Source organism: Ancylobacter sp. FA202, assembly GCF_000380205.1.
GTDB lineage: Bacteria > Pseudomonadota > Alphaproteobacteria > Rhizobiales > Xanthobacteraceae > Ancylobacter.
In genome coordinates, this window is the sequence record NZ_KB904818.1 from 4,942,363 (window position 1) to 4,967,968 (window position 25,606).

Annotated in this window: 26 protein-coding genes and 1 tRNA gene; 13 read left to right on the plus strand and 14 right to left on the minus strand. The window is 63.4% G+C overall.

What is annotated here, in order from left to right; all coding sequences use genetic code 11:
- Nucleotides 1–544: 544 nt before the first annotated feature.
- The 3 genes from A3M1_RS26590 to A3M1_RS0122995 are packed head-to-tail and all read left to right on the plus strand — an operon-like array spanning nt 545 to nt 2,624.
- Nucleotides 545–1,294 (plus strand): hypothetical protein, encoded by a 750-nt coding sequence (locus A3M1_RS26590; protein ID WP_156029565.1) that lies wholly within the window; start codon nt 545–547, stop codon nt 1,292–1,294.
- Nucleotides 1,291–2,157: a hypothetical protein gene (locus A3M1_RS0122990; RefSeq protein WP_245261835.1), complete on the plus strand. Its 867-nt coding sequence runs from the start codon at nt 1,291–1,293 to the stop codon at nt 2,155–2,157. The genes A3M1_RS26590 and A3M1_RS0122990 overlap by 4 nt, the downstream gene beginning before the upstream one ends.
- Nucleotides 2,154–2,624, plus strand: coding sequence for a hypothetical protein (locus tag A3M1_RS0122995; RefSeq protein ID WP_018391345.1), 471 nt, complete (start codon nt 2,154–2,156; stop codon nt 2,622–2,624). Before A3M1_RS0122990 ends, A3M1_RS0122995 begins: the two co-directional genes overlap by 4 nt.
- Before the next feature lie 1,000 nt (nt 2,625–3,624).
- Here A3M1_RS0122995 and A3M1_RS0123000 read toward each other — a convergent pair.
- The 4 genes from A3M1_RS0123000 to A3M1_RS0123015 form a co-directional block, all read right to left on the minus strand.
- Nucleotides 3,625–3,948, minus strand: coding sequence for a DUF3768 domain-containing protein (locus A3M1_RS0123000; RefSeq protein WP_018391346.1), 324 nt, complete (start codon nt 3,946–3,948; stop codon nt 3,625–3,627).
- Nucleotides 3,945–4,148, minus strand: a complete 204-nt coding sequence (locus A3M1_RS0123005; protein WP_018391347.1) for a hypothetical protein — start codon at nt 4,146–4,148, stop codon at nt 3,945–3,947. The genes A3M1_RS0123000 and A3M1_RS0123005 overlap by 4 nt, the downstream gene beginning before the upstream one ends.
- 521 nt (nt 4,149–4,669) lie before the next feature.
- On the minus strand, nt 4,670–4,855 hold the full coding sequence (locus A3M1_RS25270; RefSeq protein WP_051087037.1) for a type II toxin-antitoxin system RelE/ParE family toxin: 186 nt from the start codon (nt 4,853–4,855) through the stop codon (nt 4,670–4,672).
- A 22-nt stretch (nt 4,856–4,877) separates the two neighbouring features.
- A complete protein-coding gene (locus tag A3M1_RS0123015) occupies nt 4,878–5,297 on the minus strand; it encodes a hypothetical protein (protein ID WP_018391348.1) in 420 nt (139 codons plus the stop codon).
- A gap of 276 nt (nt 5,298–5,573) precedes the next feature.
- Here A3M1_RS0123015 and A3M1_RS0123020 point away from each other — a divergent pair, with 276 nt between their 5' ends.
- From A3M1_RS0123020 to istB, 4 genes are all read left to right on the plus strand, one after another.
- Nucleotides 5,574–6,353 (plus strand): hypothetical protein, encoded by a 780-nt coding sequence (locus A3M1_RS0123020; RefSeq protein WP_018391349.1) that lies wholly within the window; start codon nt 5,574–5,576, stop codon nt 6,351–6,353.
- Between the two features lie 137 nt (nt 6,354–6,490).
- The gene (locus A3M1_RS0123025; RefSeq protein WP_245261837.1) at nt 6,491–8,056 is read left to right on the plus strand and encodes a type IV secretory system conjugative DNA transfer family protein; all 1,566 of its coding nucleotides are present in this window, start codon (nt 6,491–6,493) and stop codon (nt 8,054–8,056) included.
- A gap of 184 nt (nt 8,057–8,240) precedes the next feature.
- A complete protein-coding gene (istA, locus tag A3M1_RS0123030; RefSeq protein WP_026221262.1) occupies nt 8,241–9,770 on the plus strand; it encodes an IS21 family transposase in 1,530 nt (509 codons plus the stop codon).
- Nucleotides 9,760–10,554, plus strand: coding sequence for an IS21-like element helper ATPase IstB (istB, locus tag A3M1_RS0123035; RefSeq protein ID WP_018391351.1), 795 nt, complete (start codon nt 9,760–9,762; stop codon nt 10,552–10,554). The genes istA and istB overlap by 11 nt, the downstream gene beginning before the upstream one ends.
- 248 nt (nt 10,555–10,802) lie before the next feature.
- Here istB and A3M1_RS26115 read toward each other — a convergent pair.
- The 8 genes from A3M1_RS26115 to A3M1_RS0123080 form a co-directional block, all read right to left on the minus strand.
- Nucleotides 10,803–11,749, minus strand: a protein-coding gene (locus A3M1_RS26115) for an IS630 family transposase (protein ID WP_085930261.1) whose coding sequence is annotated in 2 segments (ribosomal slippage) — nt 10,803–11,410 and nt 11,410–11,749 — 948 coding nt in all. Because the reading frame shifts where the segments join, the coding sequence is not laid out codon by codon here.
- Between the two features lie 252 nt (nt 11,750–12,001).
- Nucleotides 12,002–12,086, minus strand: a tRNA-Leu gene (locus A3M1_RS0123050).
- 58 nt (nt 12,087–12,144) lie between these two features.
- Complete coding sequence (locus A3M1_RS0123055) at nt 12,145–13,350, minus strand: hypothetical protein (protein ID WP_018391353.1); 1,206 nt, start codon at nt 13,348–13,350, stop codon at nt 12,145–12,147.
- A gap of 218 nt (nt 13,351–13,568) precedes the next feature.
- Nucleotides 13,569–15,263: a formate--tetrahydrofolate ligase gene (locus A3M1_RS0123060; RefSeq protein ID WP_018391354.1), complete on the minus strand. Its 1,695-nt coding sequence runs from the start codon at nt 15,261–15,263 to the stop codon at nt 13,569–13,571.
- Between the two features lie 59 nt (nt 15,264–15,322).
- The gene (locus tag A3M1_RS0123065; RefSeq protein ID WP_018391355.1) at nt 15,323–15,733 is read right to left on the minus strand and encodes a DoxX family protein; all 411 of its coding nucleotides are present in this window, start codon (nt 15,731–15,733) and stop codon (nt 15,323–15,325) included.
- A 90-nt stretch (nt 15,734–15,823) separates the two neighbouring features.
- On the minus strand, nt 15,824–16,276 hold the full coding sequence (locus tag A3M1_RS0123070; RefSeq protein ID WP_018391356.1) for a hypothetical protein: 453 nt from the start codon (nt 16,274–16,276) through the stop codon (nt 15,824–15,826).
- A 9-nt stretch (nt 16,277–16,285) separates the two neighbouring features.
- Nucleotides 16,286–16,792, minus strand: coding sequence for a xanthine phosphoribosyltransferase (gpt, locus tag A3M1_RS0123075; RefSeq protein ID WP_018391357.1), 507 nt, complete (start codon nt 16,790–16,792; stop codon nt 16,286–16,288).
- Between the two features lie 124 nt (nt 16,793–16,916).
- The gene (locus tag A3M1_RS0123080; protein ID WP_018391358.1) at nt 16,917–17,663 is read right to left on the minus strand and encodes a molybdopterin-binding protein; all 747 of its coding nucleotides are present in this window, start codon (nt 17,661–17,663) and stop codon (nt 16,917–16,919) included.
- Nucleotides 17,664–17,865: 202 nt separating this feature from the next.
- On the opposite strand from A3M1_RS0123080, the gene A3M1_RS0123085 reads away from it, so the two are divergent.
- From A3M1_RS0123085 to A3M1_RS0123110, 6 genes are all read left to right on the plus strand, one after another.
- Entirely contained in the window at nt 17,866–19,287 is a 1,422-nt protein-coding gene (locus A3M1_RS0123085) for a circularly permuted type 2 ATP-grasp protein (protein ID WP_018391359.1), read from the plus strand.
- Between the two features lie 158 nt (nt 19,288–19,445).
- Nucleotides 19,446–20,069, plus strand: a complete 624-nt coding sequence (locus A3M1_RS0123090; protein ID WP_018391360.1) for a LysE family translocator — start codon at nt 19,446–19,448, stop codon at nt 20,067–20,069.
- A gap of 12 nt (nt 20,070–20,081) precedes the next feature.
- On the plus strand, nt 20,082–21,026 hold the full coding sequence (locus A3M1_RS0123095; RefSeq protein ID WP_018391361.1) for an alpha-E domain-containing protein: 945 nt from the start codon (nt 20,082–20,084) through the stop codon (nt 21,024–21,026).
- Nucleotides 21,027–21,039: 13 nt separating this feature from the next.
- Nucleotides 21,040–21,879 (plus strand): transglutaminase family protein, encoded by an 840-nt coding sequence (locus A3M1_RS0123100; RefSeq protein WP_018391362.1) that lies wholly within the window; start codon nt 21,040–21,042, stop codon nt 21,877–21,879.
- 155 nt (nt 21,880–22,034) lie between these two features.
- A complete protein-coding gene (locus tag A3M1_RS0123105; RefSeq protein WP_018391363.1) occupies nt 22,035–22,775 on the plus strand; it encodes a peptidase in 741 nt (246 codons plus the stop codon).
- 338 nt (nt 22,776–23,113) lie between these two features.
- Nucleotides 23,114–23,860, plus strand: a complete 747-nt coding sequence (locus tag A3M1_RS0123110; RefSeq protein WP_018391364.1) for an SDR family oxidoreductase — start codon at nt 23,114–23,116, stop codon at nt 23,858–23,860.
- Nucleotides 23,861–23,868: 8 nt separating this feature from the next.
- Here A3M1_RS0123110 and A3M1_RS0123115 read toward each other — a convergent pair whose 3' ends face one another.
- Nucleotides 23,869–24,852, minus strand: coding sequence for an omptin family outer membrane protease (locus tag A3M1_RS0123115; protein ID WP_018391365.1), 984 nt, complete (start codon nt 24,850–24,852; stop codon nt 23,869–23,871).
- 100 nt (nt 24,853–24,952) lie between these two features.
- Nucleotides 24,953–25,555 (minus strand): exopolysaccharide biosynthesis protein, encoded by a 603-nt coding sequence (locus A3M1_RS0123120; protein WP_245261839.1) that lies wholly within the window; start codon nt 25,553–25,555, stop codon nt 24,953–24,955.
- Nucleotides 25,556–25,606 lie beyond the last annotated feature (51 nt).

Consider the following 25,606-nt stretch of genomic DNA (forward strand, 5'->3'; position numbering starts at 1 on the left):
TTGAAGACTTTTGCCCTCGACGACATAGACATCGTGGCTGGGACCTGTGGATGCTGTTTCCTTCATGAGAGGTTCTCCCTTTGGTTATCCGGTCACACACTTCGTGGCCGGTCGGGAGATCAAAAGCGGTGGAGACCTGAGCCCTGCGGGCACCGAGGTCATCAGCACCACGGGAGCGGAACGCGAACGGAGCGGGCAGCTGCTTGACCGCGGCAGGACCTCCCGCATCTTCCGTCTACTACCGGCCAAGAGCTGATCAGAAAAAGTGAAACGTCTAAAAACATGCATCGCCAGCAGTCGGAACGAGCATCTTGTCAGAGGGAGCGACTGAAAAATTCGCTGAAAAAGCCAGCGAAATGTCGACAGCACATAACTAGGCCTCGTGGACAAAGGGTAGAAATCGGCGAACAGCGTGAGAGCCGATAAAAATTTGCGCGGGCAGTCGGATTCTCACCGATACCCAGTTACTTTCCCGCAGACCAATGTTAGCATTTTTAATCTGAAAAGCTTGGGCGGATCCATGTTCGGCTCACAGGCTCTCGACGTGTCCATCGCCCTCGTGCTGGTCGTTCTTGTGGTCAGTCTGATGTTGACAGCCTTGATGGAGATGGTCGAGGCGTGGTTCAAAACGCGCGCTGCCGATCTGGATCGTGCCATTAGATTGATGCTGGGCGAACCGGCAGGCAACGCGGACGTGCTGGTCAACGAGTTCTACAAGCGCCCTCTTGTCTATTCTCTGTTCGAAGGCGAATACGAGAAGCCGGGCAAGAGTGTGATGTTTGACCCGCCAATCGGGAACACACTTCCTTTATACATCCCACGTGACATTTCCTCGACAGTGGCGATGGATTTGGCCGCGGCGGGCGGGGCAGGCAAGCACGTCGAAGAGAAAGCGAGGGCTTTGCCTGGGGGGGCTATTTCAAGCCGCAACGCATCTGTGACGGCATGCATTTCGAATTGTCGCACCTCGATCTTTAATCGCTGTAGGCAATGCCCAGCATCAGAAAATCATGACGAGCCCGAACAATTAAGCAGCATGAATCGCGAGCACGATCACCGCTGCGGCGATAGCCCTTATGTTAATGAAAAAGCGCCGAGACTTTGGCTGGGCGGCCATGTAAGTCTACCAGTCCGCTTTCCGCGTCAGTTCGTGGGCGTGGGCGGTTCACCAGCCCATAGTGTCTACTCCAGGCAGTTTCTGCTGCCGGAAGATCTTAGCTCGGCGGCGCGCGGCTATTGTTCCTCTGTGCACCATAAGCTTAAATACTTCGCCGGGCGTGGGACAAGTCGATGAAACGGGCAGTGCTTTCCACTCTCTGGGCGTGCGCCGTCCTGCTATGCGGCATCAACGCGGCAGCGGCTTCCGAAAAAGGCGCGGAAGATCCCGCTACCGGATCGATCTGCGTTCGCATTGCCGAAGACAAGGTGTCGGAATTGCTGCGTGTGATCAAGAGCGCCAAGGGCCGCATCAGGAGAACCTCGGACAATGATCACGTGTGCTGGCAGGGCGAAGGCTACAAATCGTTCTCGGTTCCCAATGGCCTGGAACGATGGACCATTCGAACATTGACGTCAGCGGGATACGCATCGGCCGAGCACGGGTTCGGAACCGCCGGCGGGAGCGGTTTCTCCAAGCGGAGAGTGGCTAGACAATATGTCTACGGCGGACAGATCACGCCTGCGAACCTGCAAGGTGTGATGCAGGAAATCGAGTGCAAACTGAAGACTAAACTCGAGACCCGCTTCAGCGAGGTCGTGGTGAGGAGAAACTGCAAGACGGAATGGGGCTATCCGGAGCTCTGCTGGAACGCGTGGGTCGGTGGACATCTGTCAGACTCGAGGGGTCTCTCGCCAAAAGATATGGAGAACGTGCTGGACAAGTCCTTCTGGTTCTCCGTCCGCCTCGAGATCTGGATGACGGACTTCGAGAAGTACACGGATTTCGACTTAAACGATGTTGGCCCTCAATTCCGGGTCGATGCGGCCGTCATCAGCTCCAAGTTTGCGAAATACCCAGCGGACCGGCAGCCGCCCGGCGACCGCTTCCAGCCATTGGGTGCCTTCAAATCCGGCGTCGACCCCGACGAAATCGATGGGTACATCGCCATCCGGATGCTCAACGATATCGTTGACGCGCCGATGAAGTGCCGGAAATGAAAAAAGAAACTTTTCGGATCGTCATCGGCACAGCGGTGATCCTGGTCCACGCGATGTGCTTCTTCGTCATCATCTTTCTGAAGGGCGACTACCTTACCGAGGAGCAGCGCATGAGCATGACTCTCATCCTCATGCCAATCACGTCGGCCTATATCATGGCGATCATCAAGAACGCCGTCGACAAGTCGACCCAGGCTGCCGACGAGACGGTCGTGAACCTCAACTATGCCGTCATCGTTACCACCTTTACCCTCGTCGCCCTGCTCGGCCTGCTTTGGCTGGTGGTTAGCCTCGAGGGTGCACAGGAGGCCGACAAGCAAAGGATCCTGATCTTCGAAATCGTCTTCGGCGCAGGCTTTGGTCTCATTGCTTCGGATCTCTTCGGCAAGGTCGAGCGGGTCGCAGCGGGCGAGCCGATACGGCGGTCGGAGGGTAGTGGAGAGCCCCCGTCGCGCCCGTCCGACTGAAGTCAGCAGACAACCCTCGTTCCGCTGCCGGCGCGCTGGCTGGCTTGTCCGCCATCGGGTCTAAAGAGACACCCCTTCTCCGAGACCTAGCAAACCGAGGAGACCTTCAGGAGGCAGGCTCACTTGCTGCGGCGACCGCCGACCTAGTTGCCTATACGATTATGCGGAGCGTCATCCTGCCTGGTCCGATGGGGCCTGATAAGGGCTATGTTTATTTCTATGACACCGTCGGACGTGGCGCTTGTCGTCCGGTACCAGCGTGTGCCCCAGGCGACTCCCGACGCGGCGGCCCTTGCTTCGGGAGAAGAGCTACGCGGGCTACCTGTGACGGACGATCGCCCATCCTGGATGGAGGGTGGGGATAGCATTGCGAAAATCAAGACAAATGCGCGCGGGATTGTCGAAAACATTAGGGCTTTCCAGCCTGATCGCCTTCTTGATCAGGCGAGAAGCGATACACGCGCGTATTTGGTAGCTGTGAGCCGCGTGTTGCGGTCGAACGTCACGTCTGACAATAGGAACATTCCTTGCGGCGAATTCCTAAAAAAAAACACGATAGCGATATCAATACATCAAAAATGGCTGCAAAGCGCCAGTTTGTGAATATTCGCGGCGCGCTTCCGCCTGATACTAAAATGAAACAACTTTGAGCGTCAATATTTCGAGGGTCAGTCAATCGTGTCTATATGATACAAGAACTGCCAAATACACTAGTACGGGCCTCGGTCATAGAAGCCGGCGGTCAGTGTGAAATTGATTTTATAACCGCGTTCGATATATGTGATCCTCGTTCAAATTAATAAATTTAAAATGCAAACCATAATTTATGTAGACATATAACAATTATTCTTAATGTTCAACGGATGTATCCTCCAGGAACGAATCGTTCTCCCGCTGCGTGAATGTCTTCGCCAGCCGCAGGTTGCTCGAACGTGCTGCCGCGACTGACCTATCTCTCTCTACCGACAGCACGAAGCCGCCTCCAGAGAGGCGGCTTTGCTCAGTACTCGTCGGCGCGCATGATGGTCAGCACGCGGGTGGTCACGGCAACATCCGCCGGATCAGGCGAGCCGTAGGTGAGCGCCAGGTCGTAGTAGTCGATCTTCCAGAAGTAGCGCACACCCGCTACCTCCAGCGCGCCGAAGTCGTGCTCGTGGTGCGGATCGTTATCCTTGTCGAACGCGGTGAACCCACGGACACCCTCGAGCAGTTGCGCCTTTTCCGGAACCGCGAGGGCATCCACCCCAGCGGTCAGCATGATCCGGCCGCCCACGAATGACGCCCGGAACGCATCGTTCAGTTCGCGGATGCGGGCGGCGCTCATCGCGCCGCCTCCTCGGTCGGGGGCTTGGGCTTGCGCACCACCAGCCGGCCGTTCAGCGGCATGGCGGTGAGCTGGATGTTGTAGCCCTCGCCGTCATCGTGCATCCAGGCGGCGCCGATTTTGGTCCAGAAGGCGTTTTCGCCCTCGCCTTCCACGACATAGACCGCGTGGCTCGGACGGTTTGAGGCGGGTTTCTTCATGTGCATTCTCCTTTTGGGTTCGCCGGCCGCTCCATCGCGGCCGGTCGGGTGACACGGAAGCGATGGCGGCGGCAGCCCGACAGGGCGCGCCAAGGTCAAGCGACAACACGGGAGCGCATGCGAAGGAGCGGGCAGGCGCTTGATCGGGGCACCGCCCCGTCGCACACCTGACCAACCGAGCCGCAGGACGGCCCGGCCCCTCAGGAGAACCTGAAGGAACCCGCTCCGGCGGAGCACAAGGTCAATGGGGAGGGTATCGGCACGTCGATCTGGAACGGCGCCGTGGAAACGGGAGCGCGATTACACGATCAGCTTCGGCGCGGTCGCATGCGCCGGCAAGCGCCGGAACGGGTCCACGCCCCTCTTGAAGCGGGAGAACGCGCCGCAAGACACACGTTCTGCCCCGCCGCCTTTCAGGCTCATGCGCGCCGGATAGGATGTCAGTCATCGGACGGGCTACAACCTAGGCGGAGGGGAACCCGACGATGAGCAGGGACAATTCCAGCAGCTGGCCGCGCCGGTTAATCGTCGGGGAACAGCACATCTTCGAAGTCCTGGGCGCCATGCAGTATATGAAGTATCTCCACGGCGGCCGGTTCGATGCGGTAGAAGATGAGGTAGTCGCGGTGGGGACGGCGCCGGATACCGTCGTCTTCATGATCCGGAACCAGGGAAGGGCTCTTGGCATGGAGCCGAGGCTGCGGCATCGCGGATGAAGGTCGACGCCGGTCAGCGCTCCGGCCCACCTCGGCTGCGCTGCCGGTTGATCTCCGGGATTTCCGGCTCAATGCTTTCGTGGAGTGCTTTCACGCGCTCGTGGCACTGGGCAACCACCTCGACCTTGTCGGCCAAGCTGCGCAGAGATTCCTTGGCCTTCACTTCACGTTCGGGCGCCCCCGCCTTCCAGCCGTCCTTTGTCAGGGCATGGCCCTGTCGGACGCCAAACTGCTCGGGGTTTTCAGCCAAAGCGCGAACAAGCGCATCCTTGCCATGGCGATTGAAGTAATCCTGCATGCCTTGCTCGGCAGCTTCGGGCTTCTGGTAGGCCTGGAACACGGCAATGGAATAGCTCGCCCGCGCCTCGGCCAGATCCGCACGCGCGCTGTTGAGACGCTTGCGGAGTTCATGATTGACGTCGTCAATGCCCATGAACGGCCCTCCATCAAGGATTTCACGCCGTACAGCGCGCAATAACCCGCACCCCGGCGCAGTTTCAATGCTAGATCGGTGGTTCTAGCTTGACCAGACCCCAATACCTCGGAAGACTTGAGCAAACGTCAGGCGAGGTGGCGGATGCTGACTTGGGGATTAGGTGCAGTCCTTATCATCCTGTTCGCGGCGCTGGTCTGGTGGACGAGCACGCGGAGCAAAAGAGCACAGTCTCCGATCGAGCCACCGCCACTCCCAGTGCCGCCACCTGAACCGTTGCTGGCGCTTCTGCCGCTCTTCGGCAACATCGAACCCGTGGACGGGGAGATCGCGCCCGACCTTCGCGGAGCCGATGAGTTTCCGCCCGCAAACCCGGCCTATACCCGTTTCGAGGACATGAACTGGCGGCTGATCCTGTTCGATCCGTCGCCGGGAGCCGATGAGCCCTGGCCCATCCGTCTGTTTAACGACTTTCCGCTCCGCTATCGCGGTTCCTCGACGAAGCTACTGGAACAGGTCCATGCCCGCCTGCGTCCGCGCTACCCGATCATCCTCGATTGGGATGGGCATTGGGCCAGTGCGTCGGCACAACTTGAACGCAACCCAAGCCTGCGCTCGCCGTTGATCGACGCCTATCTTGGCCTTGACCCCGAACAGCGCCCAATCGTCATCTCCCGACCGCCCCGGCCGGACATCAAGCAAACCGGCGTGTTCCGCTGCATGCGCTATGGCTTCAAGGACTTCGATTTTCCCCTCGATGTGCTCCAACCCTACCCCGCGGATGCGCTCGGCTACCTGTTCGCAGCCTTGACCGGCCCGCCGCAGGACTGGTTGTGGTTCTCGGTGGCGCGGCTGCGGCACGATGTCCTCGCGGCCAATCAGGCTCAAGAGGCCCTGCGCACCAAGCTCGAGGACGAAATCACCCAACAGGCGGCCATCGCCCACGAGAACCGCTTCGCGGTGCTCTGGGGATTGCGGGAAGCGCCCCGCGAGGATGCCGTTTCTGAGACCGCAGCTGGCACCCCCGAAGCCGCAGTCGAGAGGACCTCGCCATGAAGGGCGCGCTGCTGGCACCCACCGCAGACGCGTTCTCAGACCTCTGGCGTGATTATTGGCGCTCACGCTGGCACGTCAGTCTGCCATGGGGCCGCGAACGCCTCAGCTGCTTCCTGACGCCCTCCGAAGGGCGCGCCATGCGCGGCGGTCAACGCGGCGAGCCGCTGGTCCGTGACTATCCCGGCATGCACCGGCCCTTTCTGGGGGTGATCACGGAAGACGGCGGCAACGGCGCCTCGCGTGAGGCCGGCATCCTGCAGTTCAATGAGGATGGCCACCTGCTGACCATCGCGCCGACCCGCACCGGGAAGGGGGCGGGCCAGATCATCCCCAACCTGCTGACCTATGGCGGCAGTTGCCTGGTCATCGACATCAAGGGGGAGAACTACGCCATCACCGCGGAACACCGCGCGGCCATGTTCCCCGGGGCGCGCGTCATCAAGTTTGCCCCCTTCGACGAATATTCCGACACCTATAACCCGTTCGACTTCATCCGCGTGGAGGCCGACGGCAGCCCGACCTCCTACACCTTTGACGATGTGCGCCTGCTCTCGGAGATGCTGGTGCCGGCCCGGCCGCGCCAGGAGTTCTGGGATCTTGAGGCGCGCAACCTCGCCACGACGCTGCTGTACTACGTCGCCACCACCTATGCGCCGGGCGATCCCATGCGCTGCATGCTGCGGGTGGTGCAACTACTGTTCCCTTCGCGCTTCATCCCCGCCGCAGAGAGCCGCCGGGATGAACGCGAGTCCGCGTTCGACGAGAGCCTGAACACCATGGGCGAGGCGGCCACGCGCCGTCACAACACGGTGCTGATCTCAATGCTCAACACCTTTCTCGACCACGACGCGAAGGTCCGCGCAGGCATCCTCTCCACCTGCCGCGCGACCATGAACATCTGGCTCTCCGAGCGGTTGCAGCGGGCGACCATGCAGAGCAGTTTCCAGTTCTCCGAGCTGAAGGCGAGCATGTGCCGCCCGCTGGACCAACTGCCCGCACCGACCACCATCTACCTGATCATTCCGCCGGAGTACCTGCGCGACTACAGCCCGCTGCTGCGCATGATTGTGGGCCTTGCCGCCATCGAGCTCACCCGCCCCGGTGCCTGGACCGACGAGCCCGGCTGGCGCCCGCATCCGCCGTGCCCGGTCCTGTTTCTGCTGGACGAGTTTCCCGCGCTCGGCTCCATGCCGCCGATCGAGAACGGCGTCGCCTACCTCGCCGGTTACGGCGTGCAGCTGTGGACCTTCGCCCAGAGCATCGGCCAGCTCAAGGACCTCTACGGCGACAACTGGTCGACCTTCATCTCCAACGCCGGGGCGGCCTGCTATTTCGGGGTGAGCGACCCGGATCTGGCCGAACTCTTGGCCCGCCAGCTCGGCAACACCGGCGAGTATGAGCATAGCTACGAGACCCGCTCCTACTCCGAGCAGAACAGTGACGGCACCTCGTCGAGCACGAGTTTTGGCAGTTGGGACCGCACCTATGGCGACAACACCAGTTCCAGCTTCGGCACCACGACCACCGAGAATGTGCGGTTCAAGACCGATCCGGTCGCCTCGGCGGCCGACATCCGTGCAATGCCGCCTCAGCTTCAGCTGGTGATGATGCGCAACCGCCGTGCGGCCCTGGCGACGCTGCTGCCCTATTATCGCTGCGAGCTGTTCGCCGACCTCTATGGACGCTGGGGAGCGACGCCGTGACGGTAGAACTGGCCCGCGAACCCCACTCCGGCCGGGTCATACTCATTGGATGCGGCGACGAGCCGCCGCAGTGTTGAATTCCATTGAGATCTGACCCGTCTGCCGGGGATTTTTCCATCGAGAAGTGACCCATGTTTTCACCACGTCTCACGCGGGCTACGCGGGGGACAGCGGAGTGATCGACATGGAGTTATTGAGCGTCATCAGACGCTGGCATCATCGGGATCGTCGCTCGATCCGAGAGATATCCCGCAGCACCGGCCTCTCGAGGAACACCGTGCGCAAGTATCTGCGGGCGGACAGCGTCGAGCCGCAGTTTCAGGCTCCTGACCGGCCGAGCAAACTCGATCCCTATGCCGACAAGCTTGCGGCGATGCTGCAGGTCGAGGCTGGCGAGTCGCGTAAGCACAAGCGCACGGTGAAGCAGCTGCACGCCGATCTTGTGACGCTGGGCTATGAGGGATCGTACAATCGGGTGGCGGCCTTCGCCCGGGACTGGAAGGCAGCCCGGCTGCGCGAGCAGCAGACCAGCGGCCGCGGCACCTTCGTGCCGCTGGCTTTTGTGCCCGGAGAGGCCTTCCAGTTCGACTGGTCTGAGGACTGGGCGATCATCGCCGGCGAGCGCACCAAGCTGCAGGTCGCTCATGTGAAGCTGTCCTACAGCCGCGCCTTCATGCTGCGCGCCTACCCACTCCAGACCCATGAGATGCTGTTCGATGCCCATAACCACGCCTTCCGGGTTTTCGGCGGCGTGCCGCGGCGGGGCATTTACGACAACATGAAAACGGCCGTCGACAAGGTCGGCCGTGGCAAGCAGCGCCAGGTCAACATCCGCTTCTCGGCCATGGTGAGCCACCTCCTGTTCGAGGCCGAGTTTTGCAATCCGGCCTCGGGCTGGGAGAAGGGGCAGATCGAGAAGAACGTACAGGATGCCCGCCATCGGCTCTGGCAGCCCCTGCCCAACGTCCCGTCCCTGGCAGCCTTGAATGACTGGCTGGAGAAGCGATGCCGGGAGTTGTGGTCACAGATCGAGCATGGCTCGCAACCCGGTACGATCGCCGATGTGTGGGCCGAAGAGGTCCGGCACCTTATGGCGATGCCCCGCCCCTTCGACGGCTTCGTCGAGCACACCAAACGGGTGACGCCAACCTGCTTGGTTCATCTGGAGCGCAATCGATACAGCGTGCCGGCGTCCTTCGCCAATCGACCCGTCAGCTTGCGCGTCTATCCCGACCGGATCGTCATCGTCGCCGAGGGGCACGCGATCTGCGAGCATCGCCGAGCCTTTGTCCGATCTCATGATCGCCAGAGCCAGACGATCTACGACTGGCGGCACTATCTGGCGGTCGTCCAGCGCAAACCCGGAGCCCTGCGGAACGGGGCTCCCTTCGCCGAGATGCCAACTGCCTTCCGTTCCCTCCAGCAACATCTGCTCAAAACACCGGGTGGCGACCGCGAGATGGTCGAGATCCTGTCCCTGGTCTTGCAGCATGACGAACAGGTCGTGCTCACGGCCGTCGAGTTGGCATGCAAGGCCGGCGTGCCGACCAAGACCCACATCCTCAACCTTCTGCACCGACTGATCGATGGTACGCCGCTGACCACACCAACGATCGACGCCCCTCAGGCCCTCACGCTGACCACCGAACCGCAGGCCAACGTCGAACGCTATGACGCCCTGCGGCGGGCCAGGGAGGTGCGCCATGCGTCATAATCCGGCCAGCGGGGCTATCGTCATCATGTTGCGCAGCCTCAAGATGCACGGCATGGCCCAAGCCGTTAGCGAACTGACGGAACAAGGCTCTCCGGCCTTCGAGACCGCCATGCCGATCCTATCGCAGTTGCTGAAGGCCGAGACCGCCGAGCGGGAGGTCCGATCAACGGCCTATCAGCTCAAGACCGCACGCTTCCCGGCCTACCGCGACCTCAATGGCTTCGACTTCGCCAGCAGCGAGGTCAATGAAGCACTCGTTCGCCAGCTCCACCGCTGTGAGTTCCTCGACGAGGCCCATAACGTCGTCCTCGTCGGCGGTCCCGGCACCGGCAAGACGCACATCGCAACGGCGCTGGGCGTTCAGGCCGTCGAGCACCATCACAAGCGGATCCGCTTCTTCTCCACCGTCGAACTCGTCAATGCCCTCGAACAGGAAAAGGCCCAGGGAAAAGCCGGACAGATCGCCACCAGGCTCGCGCACTCCGATCTCGTCATCCTCGATGAGCTCGGCTATCTGCCCTTCAGCGCATCAGGCGGCGCCTTGCTCTTCCACCTGCTGAGCAAGCTTTATGAGCGCACCAGCGTCGTCATCACCACCAATCTGGCCTTCGGCGAATGGCCGACCGTCTTCGGCGACGCCAAGATGACCACGGCCCTGCTCGACCGCCTTACCCATCACTGCCACATCCTGGAGACCGGGAACGACAGTTTCCGTTTCCGGAATAGCTCGGCAAAACCCGCCAAAACAACCAAGGAGAAATCCAGGAACTTGACCGCCACCTGACCACAGACCACCATCCGGCCGGGTCACTTCTCAGTGGAAATCCAGGGTCAAATCTCCGCGGAAATCAACAGGGCAAGCACATGCCGCGCTGCACCTGGGCGCGCGAGCTGGATATGTGCAGCCTGGTGGTGACACGAGGCCGCGACATGCCACTGGCGCTCCTGACCGAACGGGTACGGTGCCCCGCCTGCGGCAGCCGGCGCGTGGCCTTGCTTTACCAGACGCCGCCGTCCTAGAGCAGATTCGACTTAATCCGGGTCATATCCGGCAGCGTCGAAATAGTGCCGACATTCCTCTGGCGTGAAAGCGGAGAGGCAATCGGCGACGACGGACCATAGTTCGTCGATGGTTCGGGCTGCGGCCTTTCTGAGCAGGGCCTTGAGCTTCGAGAAGGCCATCTCGATGGGGTTGAAGTCTGGCGAGTAGGGCGGCAGGAACAGGAGCCGCGCGCCGACCTTCTCGATGGCCTCGCGCACGCCGCTGATCCTGTGAGCGGGCAGATTGTCCATGACCACGATGTCGCCGGGGCGAAGCTCGGGCGCGAGCACTTGCTCTGCATAGGCCAGGAAGGCCGGACCGTTCATCGGTCCGTCGAGCAGCATCGGCGCCGTCATGCCGTCCAGTCGCAGGCCGGCGGTAAAGGTGGTCGTCTTCCAATGGCCGTGTGGAACGGCCGCCCGGCATCGCTCGCCGCATGGCGCCCTGCCGCGCAAGCGGGCCATCTTCGTGGATGCCGCGGTCTCATCGATGAAGATCAGCCTCGCGGGGTCGAGGTCAAGTTGGCCGTCAAACCAGGCTATGCGGCGGCGCAGGACATCGGGGCGCTGCTGCTCGGCGGCGTGCGCCGTCTTTTTTTGAACGTGATGTCGCGCCGGTCGAGGAACAGCCACACCGTCGAGGGGGCGGCCCGCACGCCGCGCTCGGCTGCAAGGCGCTCCCCGATCTCGGCCAGCGTGATGTCCGGCACCTCCTCGATGAGGCCGAGAATGAAGGCCTCATGTGCATCGAGCTTCGAGCGCGACGGCTGGCCCTGCTTGCGCGCTTCCATCTCGCCGGTCTCGCGATAGCGGCGATACCAAGCCCCGGCCGTCGAGATCCCGATCGAGAAGCGACGCGCTGCCTCCCGCGTTGAAGCCCCGTCTTCGATCGCCGCAATCAACCGACCGCGAAGGTCGCCACTCAGGCTCCTCGTCATCATCACCTCCTGGCAAATCACCAGCAGCAATGAATCAGACAGCGAACGACCCGGGAATCCTCAAACCGACTCTGCGTTCATCGAAGATGCTCTAGCAGGTCTCAGGTCAAGGCCGTTAAGGTGAATGCCCCTGCCTCATCGGCCACCTGGAACTGGCGCAGACCCCACCGGCAGATTAGGCATAGGGCATGAAGGGGACCGACTCGGAGCCCCGCTGATCATCCCCGGAGCCTCTCAGGGCCTAAGAAGAATTGGTGCGGGCGACCGGACTCGAACCGGTACTCTCCTAGAGAAGCGGATTTTAAGTCCGCTGCGTCTGCCATTTCGCCACGCCCGCACAAGGAAATCCTATAGTTCGCAGACCCAATTCTGACAATAGGAAATGCTACGCACCCCTAATTTGTCATCTTATCTGTCGAAGCCTTTGCTGAGATCCTATTCTTCCTCACATTAATCGCCGAAGCATCAAGCGCATTCTTGATGTGCACAGCATAGAATTTCTCAATCATATCTACGCTGGTGCGGCAGTTCTTCGCGATCATCCACACGTCCGCTCCTTCGCTGAGCCGGAAGCAGATGTAGGTATGCCGCAGGCTGTAAGCGGTGCGGGCATTGCCATCGCGGTCGGTTTTCAGCCCCAGCTCATCCAGGACCTTAGTGAGCAACCCGGATGGACTGACCGGAAAGAGCAAGTCGGTGGGTTTCGGGTTGTTACGCGCCAGAAGCCGCTTGAACGGGTGAACCGCCTGCGGCGTGCTCTTGCACCATCCTACCCCGCGCTTCCCGCGCACCTCAATCTCGAGGATGGTCTGGCCTGTGCCCTTGTCCTTCGCCACGGTCACATCGCGGTATTCCAACCGGTTGGCCTCGTCAGGCCGCAAACCGGTGTTGGCCATGAACAGGACGTAGTCGTGCAACTGCTCGCACGTCCACTTGTACCGCTTCTTCAGCGGTTCCTCAGCCCGCTTCCGGGTCGCCTCATAGAGCATTTTATATTCAGCGGGGGAGAACCAGGCTCGGTGAGAGATCTTGCCACTGGATTTGTAAGGCGCCGTCATATCGGGAAGGTTCGGCAGCCAGCCCTGGCGGTGCGCTGTCTTCAGCACCTGGCGGAGGGTCACGATCTCCTTGTGCAGGGTGCTGCGGGAGATCAGCTTCCCCCTCTTTCCGATGTCCTGCATACGTTGCATCCGATAGTCGGATACTAGGCCCGCAGTTATCTCCGTGACGGCCTTCTTGCCGAAGAACGGGTTCAGATGGACACGGATGTCCACCTCCTTGCTCCTAACGTAGTCCAGGTTCCGTTGGCCAGCCGTGATGATCGGGAACTCCTTCAGGAACCGGTCGGCCGCTTCCTTGAAGGTCTTCGCTCCTGGCCGGACCGCCGGATCGCCATCGCGCTCGAACTGCCGGGGGTTCTGGCCGGACCGGAGCCGGAAGTACCAGTCCTCCGCAAGCTCCTTCGCATGGGCAAGGCTGTCACTCTTGGTGCTGAAGCGCCAGCGCTTGCCGTCGAGCATGGAGGAGCACTGCCAATACCCGCTGTTCTCACGCCTGTAGACCCGGACTTTACCGCCCAGGATTTCATGGCTCTCACCCATGTGTCAGACCCTTTCCCTATTTCGTCTCCTGCTGCTGTGACTGTGTCACGACTGTGTCAGGCTACGACGAAGAGAAATATCCGTCAATGTCTTTGATTTTAAACGATAATTTGTATGACAAATTGAGATAGGTGAGATTTTAAGTCCGTTGCGTCTACCAGTTTCGCCACGCCCGCGAGGCTTTCAGCGGTGGCGATCCGCCGCGTTCGGAGTTGCTCTCAGAACACCCCGCCGATGAAGCCGGTCTCATCGACGAAGATGTCTTCCGCCGCCGGGCGCGAGGGCAGGCCCGGCATCGTCATCACATCGCCGCACAGCGCCACGATGAAGCCGGCGCCGGCGGAGAGGCGCACATCGCGCACCGGCAGGGTGAAGCCCTCCGGCGCGCCGCGCCGGGTGGGGTCGGCGGAAAAGCTGTACTGCGTCTTGGCCATGCAGATCGGCAAATCGCCATAGCCCTGCGCTTCGAACTCGGCGAGCTTCTTCAGCGCCCCCGGTTCGATCGCCACCGAGCCGGCGCGGTAGATGCGGGTGGCGATGGCCTCGATCTTCTGCACCAGCGGCAGCGCGCTCTCATAGAGCGGGCGGAAGGCGGAGGGGCCGGCGGCCAGCGTCACCACTTCCTCGGCGAGGCCCATCGCCCCGGCCGAGCCTTCGGCCCAATGCGAGCACAAATGCACGCTCGCGCCCACCGCCGCGCAGGCGGCCTTGATCGCCTCAATCTCGGCCGGCGAGTCGCTGGTGAAGCGGTTGATCGCCACCACGGCCGGGAGGCCGAACGCCTTCATGTTCTCGATATGGCGCACGAGGTTGGAGGTGCCGGCGGAGACGGCGGCGACATTCTCCGGCCCGAGGTCCTTCTGCGCCACGCCGCCATGCATCTTCAGCGCCCGCACGGTAGCGACGATGACGACGACGGAGGGCGTGAGCCCGGCCTGCCGGCACTTGATGTCCAGGAATTTCTCCGCCCCGAGATCGGCGCCGAAGCCGGCTTCGGTGACGACATAATCGGCGAGGCCGAGCGCGGTGCGCGTCGCCATCACCGAATTGCAGCCATGGGCGATGTTGGCGAAGGGGCCGCCATGCACCACCGCCGGAGTCGCTTCCAGCGTCTGCACGAGGTTCGGCTGGAAGGCGTCGCGCAGCAGCGCGGTCATCGCGCCCGTCACTTTCAGCTGGCCGGCGGTGATCGGCTGGCGGGCGCGGTTCTGCGCCACCACCATGCGGCCGAGCCGTTCCTCAAGGTCTTCCAGCGAGCGGGCGAGGCAGAAGATCGCCATCACCTCACTGGCCACCGTGATGTCGAACCCGTCCTCGCGCGAGAAGCCGTTGCCCGGCCCGCCGAGGCCGACCACGACGCTGCGAAGGGCGCGGTCATTGAGGTCGACGACGCGCCGCCAGTTGATACGGCGGGTGTCGATATCGAGGGCATTGCCCCAGTAGATGTGGTTGTCGATGGCCGCGGCGAGCAGATTATGCGCGGCGCTGATGGCGTGGAAATCGCCGGTGAAATGCAGGTTGATGTCCTGCATCGGCACGATCTGCGCATGGCCGCCGCCGGTCGCACCGCCCTTGGAGCCGAACACCGGGCCGAGGCTCGGCTCGCGCAGGGCAATGGCGACGCGCTTGCCGGCACGGGCCAGCGCGTCGCCGAGGCCGATCGTGGTGGTGGTCTTGCCCTCGCCCGCCGGGGTCGGGTTGATGGCGGTAACGAGGATCAGCTTGCCATCCGCCTTCGCCTCGGCGGCGCGGGCGAAGCCGAGCGCGATCTTCGCCTTGTCCGGGCCATAGCGGTACAGCGCGGCGGCCGGCACGCCGAGCCGGTCGCCGATCTCCTCGATGGGACGCGGCGTCACGGAAGCGGCAATAGCCGCGTCGCTGGTGGGATCGATCGTGCGCAGCGCGGTCTTCATGAAGGCTCCCGTTACACTTTTCACCGTTAGGCCGCGCATGCGCCCGGCCCGTGCCGCCGTCAGGCCGCGCGCGTGCGCTCGGCCAGTATGGCGACCAGCAACATGCCGCCGAGCACTGCGAGGTGCTCGACCACGAAATAGAATTCGATCTGCGCCATCGGGCCCTCCATGGTCCAGAAATGGTGCGCGATGGGGATGGTCAGCAGCGTGAAGAGGCCCAACGCCCCGGCACCCAACCAGGTCGCCCGGTTCAGCAGGATCAACAGCCCGCCGACAAGCTGGGTAAGGATGGTCGCCACCGCGAAAAGCCACGGGGGAGTGAGGCCGAAATAGGCCATCTCGGCCTCAGCGCCGGCGAAGTCGGTGATCTTGGCGATGGCGCTGCCGAGGAACATGAACACAAGCAGGAGACGCGCGACGAAGGCCGTGATCGGCGAGAGAAGAATGCCGGAAATGATCGCGGGGGTCATCGGTAAGGTTCCCTAAGCGGCGCGATTTGCCGCAGCTCGGGCATAGCGCAGGGGAAGCCGAAAGGCGAGGCGCCCGCCGGCCCCCTCGCCTCAGGACGGCCGGCTTTTCGGGTCGCCGTCCGGATCGTTCCGATCCGAACCGTCCTCGTCCGGCCCGGTGTCGTCCTCGTCCTCGTCCTCGTCCTCGTCCTCGTCCTCGTCGTCCTCCGCATCGTCCGCTTCCTGGGCGGCCTTGGCTTCGGCGATGAACTCTGCGGCGTATTTCTTGGCGTCGCGCACGCTGTCGCCCAGCTCGCGGGCGTAGCGGTCGAGATCGAGACGCAGCCCGCCGACCGAGGGCTTCTCGGTTTCGGCCGCATAGGCGACCATGCGCAGGGAAAGGCCGATATCCGAGGCCAGAACCGCCATGAAGCCGTCGCTCAGATCGTGATCGTCGGCATATTCCATGAGCATGTCGTAGAGCGCCGCACGGTGCTGGTCGAAGGCGGCATCATAGCCTTCGTCGTTTTCGTCTTCCGGGTTTTCAGTGCTGCTGCCGGGCATGTCCTGTCCTCACGCTACCCCGTCGCGGATTGGCGGCTGGAAGCTCAGCCCCATGTCCCACGGGAAATAGATCCACGTATCCTGGCTCACCTCGGTGATGAAGGTGTCGATCAGCGGCCGGCCGAGCGGCTTGGCGTAGACGGTGGCGAAATGCGCCGAGGGCAGCATATCGCGCACCAGCCGCGCCGTCTTGCCGGTATCGACCAGATCGTCGATCACCAGAAGACCCTTGCCGCCCTCGCCCGCCACGGCCGTCACCGCCTCGGCGATGGGCTTGAGCACCTGCATCTCGCCCTGCTTGGTGTAGTCGTGATAGCTGGCGATGCACACCGTCTCGATCATCCGCAGGCCGAGCTCGCGCGCCACGATCGCCGCCGGCACCAGCCCGCCGCGCGTGATGCAGACGATGCCCTCGAACGGGCCGGCGCCGGCCAGGCGCCACGCCAGGGCGCGCGCGTCGCGGTGGAACTGATCCCAGGAGACCGGAAAGGCCTTGTTCTGGCGGTCATCGGACATCAGGCGAAATCCCGGCAAGGCTGGCGGAAACGTCAGCCGCGATCATTAGCGGCAGCGCCGCGCCTTCTCCAGTGCCGCCGGGCGGAAATTCCCGGCTTCGCACGGGAAAAACGGACCGGCAGGTTCACGGCCGCGCCGCCAGCGCCGCGACCATGGCCTCGACCTCCGCCACCGCCGCCGCCAGCTTTTCCGGATCGCGGCCGCGCACCACGAGATTGGTGTTCGGCCGCCCATCCTCAGCCATGAAGGGATAGCTGCCGATGCTCACCTCGGGATGGGCCCGGGCGATGGCGCCGAGCGGCCCGCCGACATCGCCCTCGCGCGCATCCGCCCGCACTGTCTGCGACAGCATGCGAATGCCGGTGCGCAGCTTCGGCGCCACCTGGTCGAGCATGGCCTGCATGATGGTGGGCACGCCGGCCATGACGATGACATTGCCGATCCAGAAGCCGGGCGCCTTGGAGACCGGGTTTTCCACCAGATCGGCGCCGTGCGGGATGCGGGCCATGCGCAGGCGCGCCTCGTTGAGGTCTTCCGGCTTGATGTACTCCAGCAGCATGGCGCGGGCGCGGGGGTCGATGTCGATGCCGACCCCGAACGCCTTCGCCACGCAATCCGCCGTGATGTCGTCATGGGTGGGGCCGATGCCGCCTGTCGTGAAGACATAGGTATAGCGGGCGCGCAGCGCGTTCACCGCGCCGACGATCTCGTCCTCGATGTCAGGCACCACCCGCACCTCGCGCACATCGACGCCGATGGCGGTGAGATATTCGGCGATATAGCCGATGTTCCGGTCCTTGGTGCGGCCGGAAAGAATCTCGTCACCGATGACCAGCACCGCCGCCGTCACCAAAACTGCCGCATCCGCCATTCGATTCTCCCCCACACCGGGATGACGACGCCGCCATCCGCCGCAATTCACCGCACTTGTCGCCGCAGGCGAGGGCACGATGCCCTGAAAACGGGCAATCGGTGCGCAATCCCGCAATTATCGCCTCGGGAAGGGTTCCTCCCCTTCCGCTGGCACGAGCTTTGTAGCTAACTTGGCTGAGTTGGGGAGTAGATTTGCAGCAATGAGCGTCGCCTTCGACGAAATGACCAATGCGGACGGTTCGATCCGGCCCGCTTACGCCGCGCTCTCCCGCTGGTTGAGCAATGTGCCGCCCGACGTGCTGGACTATCGCCGGCGGGAGGCCGAGTTCATATTCCGGCGCATCGGCATCACCTTCGCCGTCTATGGCGAGAGCGATGCCCAGGAGCGCCTGATCCCCTTCGACATCATCCCGCGCATCCTCACCGGCACCGAATGGCGCCGGCTGTCGCTGGGGCTGGAACAGCGCACCAAGGCGCTGAACCTGTACCTCAAGGACATTTATTCCCGGCGCGAGATCCTCAAGGCCGGCGTGGTGCCGGAGGACCTCGTCTACCAGAACCCCGCCTTCCGGCCTGAAATGAACGGCCAGAAGGTGCCGCACGACCTATATGTGCACATCGCCGGCATCGACGTGGTGCGTGTCGACGCCGACACGTTCTATGTGCTGGAGGACAATGCGCGCACCCCTTCCGGCGTCTCCTACATGCTGGAGAACCGCGAGATCATGATGCGGCTCTTCCCGGAGCTGTTCGCCGACAACCGCGTCGCGCCGGTGGAAAACTACACCGACGAATTGCTGGCGACGCTGAAATCGCTGGCGCCGGGCACCTCCAACAGCGACCCGGCGGTCGTTGTGCTGACGCCGGGCATCTATAATTCGGCCTATTACGAGCACTCCTTCCTCGCCGACAAGCTGGGCGTAGAACTGGTGGAAGGCCGCGACCTGTTCGTGCGCAACGACATCGTCTACATGCGCACCACCGAGGGGCCGCGCCGGGTCGATGTCATCTACCGCCGGCTCGATGATGATTTCATCGATCCGCTCACCTTCCGTCCCGACAGCGCGCTGGGCGTGCCGGGGCTGATGAGCGCCTATAATGCCGGCAACGTCACGCTGACCAATGCGGTCGGCACCGGCGTCGCCGACGACAAGGCGGTCTACAGCTATATGCCTGACATCATCCGCTTCTATCTCGGCGAGGAGCCGCTGCTGAAGAACGTGCCGACCTGGCGCTGCCGCGAGCCGGACCACCTGAAATATGTGCTCGACCATCTCAACGAGCTGGTGGTGAAGGAAGTGCATGGCTCGGGCGGCTACGGCATGCTGATCGGCCCGCGCGCCGACAAGGCGCAGATCGAGCTGTTCCGCGCCAAGCTGAAGCAGGACCCAAACAATTTCATCGCCCAGCCGACGCTGGCGCTGTCGACCTGCCCGACCTTCGTCGAGGAAGGCATCGCCCCGCGCCATGTCGATCTGCGCCCCTTCGTGCTGACCGGCGCCGACAAGGTGCGCATCGTGCCAGGCGGGCTGACCCGCGTGGCGCTGGAGGCCGGCTCGCTGGTGGTCAATTCCAGCCAGGGCGGCGGGACCAAGGACACCTGGGTGCTGGAGGAGAACTGAGTTCGGCGTTCTAGGGACGGAAAACACCACGTCATCCTGAGGTGCCCGGCGCAGCCGGGCTTTGAGGGATATCGCCCCAGATGAGCATCCTTCGAGGCTCGCTTCGCTCGCACCTCAGGATGACGGTGCTCTCTGGAATGCAATGAGGGGGAGCGCAGATGTCGATTGAAACATGGCTGGCCTTCATCGCCGCCTCGGCGGTCCTGCTGGTGATCCCCGGCCCGACCATTCTGCTCGTCGTCTCCTATGCGCTCGGACAGGGGCGCAAGGTGGCGTTCCCGGTCGCGCTCGGCGTGGCGCTGGGCGACTTCACCGCCATGACGCTGTCCATGCTCGGCCTCGGCGCCCTGCTCGCCACCTCGGCGACGCTGTTCACCGCGCTGAAATGGGTTGGCGCCGCCTATCTGATCTGGCTCGGCATCAAGCTCTGGCGGGCCGGCGGTACGGCCAGCTTCGGCGAGGCCCGCCCGGCGGGCTCGGCCTGGGCGATGATCGCGCATGCCTGGGTGGTCACGGCGCTGAACCCGAAGAGCATCACTTTTTTCGTGGCGTTCCTGCCCCAATTTCTCGATCCGGGGCGGGACTTCCTCACCCAGCTGGCGATTTTCGAGGCGACCTTCCTCGTCCTCGCCGCCGCCAATGCCTTCGGCTACGCGCTGCTCGCCGGTCGCCTGCGCGGGGCGGTGCAGAACACGCGCATGGTCGCTATCATCAACCGGGTCGGCGGTTCGCTGCTGATCGCGGCGGGCGTCGCCACGCTCGCCTGGCGCAACGCCAAATAGAACGCGGGTCCCATGCTCTCTCGTACTGCCGACAATCTCTACTGGCTGTCCCGCTACATGGAGCGGGCGGACTGCCTCGCCCGCATCCTCGATGTGACGCAGCGTCTCGCCCAGTTGCCGGCGGCCTATGGCGGCTCCACCAATGAGTGGCGCTCCGCCCTGCTCACCGCCGGCTGCGCCGAGCAGTTCAAGGCGGTGTATGGCGACGACATCAGCGAGCAGAACGTCATCACCTTTCTGGCCTTCTCGCCGGAAAACCCGTCCTCGATCCGCAACTGCTTCGAGATCGCCCGCACCAATGCCCGCTCGGTCCGCACCGCGCTGACCATGGAGATGTGGGAGACGATCAACTCCTCCTGGCTGGAGCTGAAGCGCTATTCCACCAAAAACATGACGCGCGAGGAGTTGGCGCGCTTCATGGCCTTCGTCAAGGAAACCTCGCTGCGCTTCGACGGCGCCGCCTACCGCACCATGCTGCGCAACGACGCCTTCTGGTTCTCGCGCGTGGGCATGTATGTCGAGCGCGCCGACAACACCGCCCGCATTCTCGACGTGAAATACCATGTGCTGCTGCCGGATTCAGAGCACATTGGCGGGCCGCTCGACTACTTCCAATGGGCCTCGATCCTGCGCTCGGTGTCGGCGCTGACCTCGTTCCACTGGGTCTACCGCGAGAGCGTGAAGCCGTGGCTGGTGGCGGATTTGCTGATCCTCAACGCGCAGATGCCGCGCTCGCTGACCAGTTGCTACCAGAACATAACGCGCTATCTCGACGATATCGCCGCCTATTACGGCCGCCAGGGCGGCTCGCAGAGGCTGGCGCGCTCGACCCTGACCCGGCTCGGCAACAGCCGCATGGAGGACATTTTCCAGACCGGACTGCACGAATACATCGATACTTTCGTGACCGAGAACAACCGCCTCGGCTCCATCGTCAACGAGCAGTACCTGCTCTGAACCGGCCTGCGTCATGCGTATCCATGTCAATCACGCGACCATCTACACCTATGATCCGCCGGCCAATGGCGCGATCCAGACCCTGCGCCTGACGCCGCGCAACCATGATGGCCAGTATGTCGTCTCCTGGCGCATCGACGTCTCGGAAGGCTGCCAGCTGCGCGCCCACCAGGACGCCTTCGGCAATCTGACCCACACTTTCGCGCTCGACGGCCCGATCCGGGAGCTGCGCGTGCTGGTGGAGGGCGAGGTCGAGACGCAGGACACCGCCGGCGTCATTCGCGGCATCAATGAGCGCTTTCCGCCGACCTTCTTCCTGCGAAACTCGGACCTTACCACCGCCGATGCCGAGCTGATCGCCTTCGCGCACGCCTCGGCGCAGGCCGCCAGCGGCGACCGAATCGCCCGCCTGCACGCGCTGATGGACGCGATCACTGCGGCGATGGAGTTCGACGACGACCCGACCCATGTCTCCACCACCGCCGCCGCCGCCTTCAAAGCGAAGCGCGGCGTGTGCCAGGACTTCGCGCATATATTCACCACCTGCGCCCGCCATATCGGCGTTCCGGCGCGCTATGTGAGCGGCTATCTCGTCGGCGACGGCGCCGAAGTCGCGCAGCGCGCCGGCCATCAGGCCGGGCATGCCTGGTCGGAAGCCTATGTCGAGGGGCTGGGCTGGATCGGCTTCGATGCCGCGCAGGGCCAGTGCCCGACTGAGGCCTATGTGCGGCTCGCCGTCGGGCTCGACTATCTCGGCGCGGCCCCGGTGCGGGGCAATCGCTATGGCGGCGGCGATGAAAACCTCACCGTCGCCCTCAAGGTCGACCAGTCGAGCCGCCAGGTTCAGGGCTGAGGCTCCAGGGATGAAGCTCCCCAAGCCTGAAGCTCCAAGGCCGAGCGTTTGGGGCCTAACGTGCATCGCTGAGGTTGCCCCTCAGGAAAGCGGCCCGGTATAAGGGCGCGGGGCGGCGCCGTCTGGCGCCGGCGCGGATGGGGGAAGTGCCTTTCATGACCTATTGTTGCGGCATTCTGGTGCGTGACGGCCTCGTCATGATCGCCGATACGAGGACCAATGCCGGCCTCGACAACGTCTCGACCTTCCGCAAGCTCCATGTGTTCGAGGAGCCGGGCCGCCATGTGCTGGCGCTGTCCACCGCCGGCAATCTGTCGATCTCGCAGGCGGTGATCAGCACGCTGCAGGAGGGGCTGGAGAACCCGGAGACCGGGGCCAAGGAGACGCTCTCGACCTGCAGCAGCATGTTCCGCGCCACCCAGCTGGTCGGGCGGGCGGTGCGCCATGTCTATGACCTCTACGGCGCGGCGCTGAAGGAAGCGGATCTGCGCTTCGACGTCTCGTTCCTGTTTGGCGGGCAGGTGAATGGCGGGCGCATGCGGCTGTTCATGATCTACGCCGCCGGCAATTTCATCGAATGCACAAGCGACACGCCGTTTCTGCAGATCGGCGAGCACAAATATGGCAAGCCGGTGCTGGACCGCTCCATCACCTTCGACACCGATCTCTATGACGGGTTGAAATCCGGCCTGATCTCGATGGATTCGACCATGCGCTCGAATCTCGGCGTCGGCATGCCGATCGACATTCTGGTGGCGCGCCGCGATGGCGGGCAGGCCGAGCTGAATTACCGCATCGAGCCGGGCGAGCCCTATTTCCACGATCTGCGCGAGCGCTGGTCGGCGGCGCTGCGGGCCGCCCACACCTCGATCCCGCGCCCGCCCTATGGGCGCTGAAGGCGCGTTTGACAGCAAAATGGGCCGCCCGCATACGATTACGGACGACCCATTTTGTAAAACCTGCGTTTAACGGCAGGTGACAAGCGTCTTCACCCGTCAGGTGAGAAGCCAGATCAAAAGAATAATCGGAATCGGGATACCGATAAGCCAGAGCAGAATAGGCATGATTTGCCCTCCGGTTTGCAAGACGTGGGGTTCGCCTTGATAACGCCGAAATTGCTGTTGGGTTCCTTGTCGCGCCCGAAACCTTGACAGGATGATGCCCCCGTCCCCGGCCGGGCATCCGCACACAGGCCTGAGCGTCGGCCGACGGCGCGCTCATTGGGAGATTCCGCATGAACGCCCCCCGCATCGCCCTCGTCACCGGCGCCGGCACCGGCATCGGCAAGGCCGCCGCGCTCGCCCTCCATGAGGCCGGCTTTACCGTGGTGCTCACCGGGCGCCGGGCCGAGCCGCTGGAGGCGGTCGCCGCCGCGATGGGCGGAAAGAGCCACGCCATCACCGCCGACGTGTCGGACCCCGCCTCGGTGGCGGCACTGTTCGCGGCGGTGCAGCAGCGTTTCGGCCGGCTCGACGTGCTGTTCAACAATGCCGGCGGCTGGTCGCCCGCCACGCCGATCGAGGATATCCCGCTGGCTGACTGGCAGCATGTGGTGAATGTGAACCTCACCGGCGTGTTCCTGTGCATCCAGCACGCCATGCGGCTGATGAAGGCGCAGGACCCGAAGGGCGGGCGCATCATCAATAACGGCTCGATCTCGGCACATGCGCCGCGCCCGCTGACCGGCCCCTATACCGCGACCAAGCACGCCGTCACCGGTCTCACCAAGCAGGTGGCGCTGGAAGGGCGGGCCCACAACATTGCCTGCGGCCAGATCGACATCGGCAATGCCGAAACCGACATGACGGCGAAGATGAAGACCGGCGTGCTGCAGCCCAATGGCCAGATCATGGTCGAGCCGACCTTCAATGCCGGCCATGCCGGCCGCGCGGTGGCCCACATGGCCAGCCTGCCGCTCGACGCCAACATCCTCACCATGACCATCATGGCCAGCAGCGCGCCCTTTGTCGGGCGGGGGTGACGAGGGGCTCAGAACGCCAGCCGGAACCCGGCCGAGACAGTGGTCGCCTGGAAATCCATGCCGGAACCGTCCTTGAACACATCCAACAGTTCGCCGATCGCATTGTCATACATGGTCGCATCGCCGGTGCCGCGGAAATAGGTGTCGAGCTCCACCCCGAGATAAAACCCGGCGCTGGCACTCAGCGCATAATCCGCCCGCGCCCCAACGGTGAGGAAGGGCAAGGTGCCGATATCGTCCTCGAAGCGCAGCTGGCGGAAGTAATGGTGATCGGTGTCGTTGGCGGAGAAGGTCACGCCGCCCTTCACCAGAGCGGTCAGCGTCCACGCCTCGTGGCGTAGCTCGGTCTCGGCCCCGACGAAGAGACCCGCATAGCGCTGCTGGTAGTCAATGGCCGGCAGGGAGGTGTAGTCGAGCTTGGCGGTATCGCGGAAGCCGTTGCGGCTGTAGAGATAAGGGCCGTCATTCGCGGTCCATTTAATGTCGGTGTATTTGAACCCGGCCTGCAGGGTGAGCAACCTCCCCTCGCCCAGGGTGAACCGCCGCCCCAGCGCCGCGTCGATGTCGACATAATGGTCGAGCGAAGTGGAGGGGTGGGTGGAATAGTGGGTCCAGTCTTGCGCCGCATAGCTGCGGACATAGGAGCCGACCCAATCGAAGTCGCGCATATGGCTACTGCCGGAGAAGCCCAGCTTGCCATTGGCCGAGAACACCACGTTCTCGACCAGCTCGACCTTCAGCGCCGCGGTTACGACGGGCGCCTGGCTCTCCCAGATCAGCCGGCTGATCCGATTGCCGTCCTCATAGACATATTCGTTGGCAGTGATCCACGTGTAGCCGAAGCCGGCCTTGAGGATGACCTCCTCGCCGGGCGTCGCCAGCAGCAGCTGCTCGGGCAGGACGGGCGAGGCATTGTCGGCGGCCAGAACGGCCCCCATGCCGGCAATATAAAGGCCTATACCGATCAGCCCGGACCGCCCGCTTCGCGCCATGGCGACTCTCCCCACCTCATTCCGTTAAGGAATAGGTGGAGGCAACGCAGTCTGTCCAGCATCCGCTAAGGACTTGCGAAGCCTCACTCTTCCGGCGGTTTCAGAACACCGCCAGCGCACCCTGGAACAGCAGCCAGCTGAGCAGGCCCATGACGCCGAAGCTGACCAGCGTCGCCACCACGCCGGCGAGAATGAACACGCCGTCGCGCTCGACCAGACCGAGGCCGAGAATCACCACCGCGATGCCGGGCGGCAGATTGCCGAAGATCGGGATCGGCAGTAGCAGCAGCAGGCCGAGCACCACCACCAGCCCGCCCAGCACGAAGCGGGCGGAGGGCGAGGAAAAATAGGGCAGGCGCGGGCGGGAATAGCCCTCGAAGCGGCGGATCAGCTTGAGCGAGCCGTTAACGATCTTCTCCAACAGCGCGCGCGAGATGGTGCGGTTGGCCAGCCAGCGCGGCAGCCACAATTCGTCGCGCCCCACCACCATCTGCCCGCCGACAAGACAGAGCAGGATGCCACAGATGACCGGCAGGCCGGGCGGCATCGGCAGGCAGTTCGGCAGGCCGAGCAGCAGGATGGACAGGCCGAAGGCGCGGTTGCGCAGCGCATGCACGATTTCGCCCACGCCGATGCGTTCCGCCGAATGGGCGGTGACGATCGCCGAGAGCAATTCCGACGTGCGCGGAGAACGATGATCCACCGGCGTGACCAGCTGCCTGACTTTCCTCGGGCGCCGGACCGGCCCCCGTTC